The following is a 1,892-nucleotide window of genomic DNA, read 5'->3' as shown; positions in this document are numbered from 1 at the left end:
TTAATTATGGTGCAGGACGAACTAAAGAACAAAGTAGCTTTGATTACTGGTGCAAATAAAGGTCTGGGGCTGGAAATGAGTCGCCAACTCGGACAACATGGATTGACAATTCTGATAGCGGCCCGAAACTTAGATGCAGCTAAAACAGCAGCGAGTAACTTAGAGAATGAAGGAGTAATAGCTCACCCAATTGCCCTGGATGTTACTGATAGTACTCAAATTGAATCTGCTGTTCAACAAATTAGTAACTCTTTTGGTCAACTTGATGTCTTGATCAATAACGCGGGTGTGTTTTTAGATGGTGATTGGTTAACCAGTAATGCTAGTTCTATTTCTGTAGACATTATTAGACAGACATTTAGCACCAACTTTTTTGGCTTAGTGGAATTAACTCAACGAGCATTGCCGTTAATATTGAATAGTCCTAGCGGTCGAATTGTAAATATGTCGAGTATTGAAGCCTCGTTAACACTTCATGCTGACCCCAATTCATTCATCTATGATTCCAAACCATTTGCTTACAATGCTTCTAAGGCAGCAGTGAACTCATTTACGATTCATTTAGCTCATGAGTTACGCAATACTCCGGTGAAAATTAATAGCGCTCATCCGGGTTGGGTAAAAACGGAATTAGGTGGTGAAGGTGCAATGATGGACATCGCATCAGGTGCGAAAACTGGTGTTGAATTAGCGATATTGCCAAATGATGGCCCCAGTGGTGGGTTTTTCCATCTTGGGGAACCAGTAGCTTGGTAACTTATACCACGATTTGAAGCAGTGGCATAAGTTATTAGTCATTACGCAAATTTCTCACGATTTTCGTACACTCGATAGTAATGAGTATTGATTCTTAGGGCGAATGGCGATTCATCCCATACATTGAAGGAATGGGATGAATCGCCATATTTTGTAAAAAGTTGAGCATTATCCTTCTAACTCTGACTTTTCCATATTCCGTGAAAAGTCGGCTCTAACTCTAATCAAGTCATCTATTATTAGAGGTGCTTCTTAGTACGTGAATACTGATTTAAGCATTAGATATTGCCCCTATTTGGTACTTGAGAATTAGTATTTTACGCTGATACACTTCAATCTCAGCTTCAAGTTCAGCACGTAATTCAAGTGATGTAAGTGGCTGAATCTTCTGCTCTTCAAGATGTGACACTTCGGAAATATCGTTTTTATCTAGGACAGCATAACGCCAAGATTCATTACACAAGCCAGTCAATAGATTATTGGGTGGATAATACTGAATCCCAACAATCACTCCTTGTTTAGTTCTTTGCCCTAACGAATATTTGGGTGATGTCCAGTAATTGGGAATAGTGACAACTTTTGGAGTTTCCATTTGTACCTCTACAAAAATGTTCAAAGGTGAATTGTTTATTGACTCGAATGTGAAACTTGAGATGGCTCTGGCTTTTTGGAATACATTCGTCAGAAGTCAGGAATGAAGAAGGGAAAAGGGGAAAGGGAACCAGCCGCCACACTTAAGATTGCTGCGGAATGTATTCATATCCTCAAGAAGCCTTTCTTTGTTTGACAAGCACCGAACGCAAGTACCGCCGACAAGGTGCTTCTCCCCGATAAATCAAAATCCTCAGCGCCTCTATTTCCTGCATTGGAGAAACACAGATTTCCGCGATGGCACTAATCAAATTCTGTTGCGAACGCACATAGTCTTGGTGAAGCTGCTCTAATTCCTGAATCCTGGAATTTAACTGCTGTATTTGCCGCAATGCTTGAGTTAAGGACGATTCTTTATTTTGAGAACGATTATCTAGAGTTAACGTCATTTTCTTACTCCTCTAAATTTAGATTCTTCCTGTTTACTGTTGAGTGGCTTGTTCCACCTGAACAATTGCGTCTACAACTTCTCCCAAAATATTAAA

The 1,892-nt window shown here is 39.9% G+C and carries 3 protein-coding genes; 1 reads left to right on the top strand and 2 read right to left on the bottom strand.

The window, feature by feature from the left end; genetic code table 11:
* Positions 1 to 756, top strand: a 756-nt coding sequence (locus tag V7L07_RS30220) for an SDR family oxidoreductase (RefSeq protein WP_335062992.1), incomplete at its 5' end; no start/stop codon positions are given.
* 271 nt (positions 757 to 1,027) lie between these two features.
* On the opposite strand, the gene V7L07_RS30215 is transcribed toward V7L07_RS30220, so the two are convergent.
* A complete protein-coding gene (locus V7L07_RS30215) occupies positions 1,028 to 1,348 on the bottom strand; it encodes a hypothetical protein (RefSeq protein WP_335062991.1) in 321 nt (106 codons plus the stop codon).
* Between the two features lie 172 nt (positions 1,349 to 1,520).
* A complete protein-coding gene (locus V7L07_RS30210) occupies positions 1,521 to 1,796 on the bottom strand; it encodes a hypothetical protein (protein ID WP_335062989.1) in 276 nt (91 codons plus the stop codon).
* Positions 1,797 to 1,892 lie beyond the last annotated feature (96 nt).

It is taken from the genome of Nostoc sp., from assembly GCF_036916985.1.
Taxonomy (GTDB): Bacteria; Cyanobacteriota; Cyanobacteriia; order Cyanobacteriales; family Nostocaceae; genus Nostoc.
The sequence above is the reverse complement of the archived record's forward strand: the minus strand, read 5'-3'. Positions and strand labels throughout refer to the sequence as shown.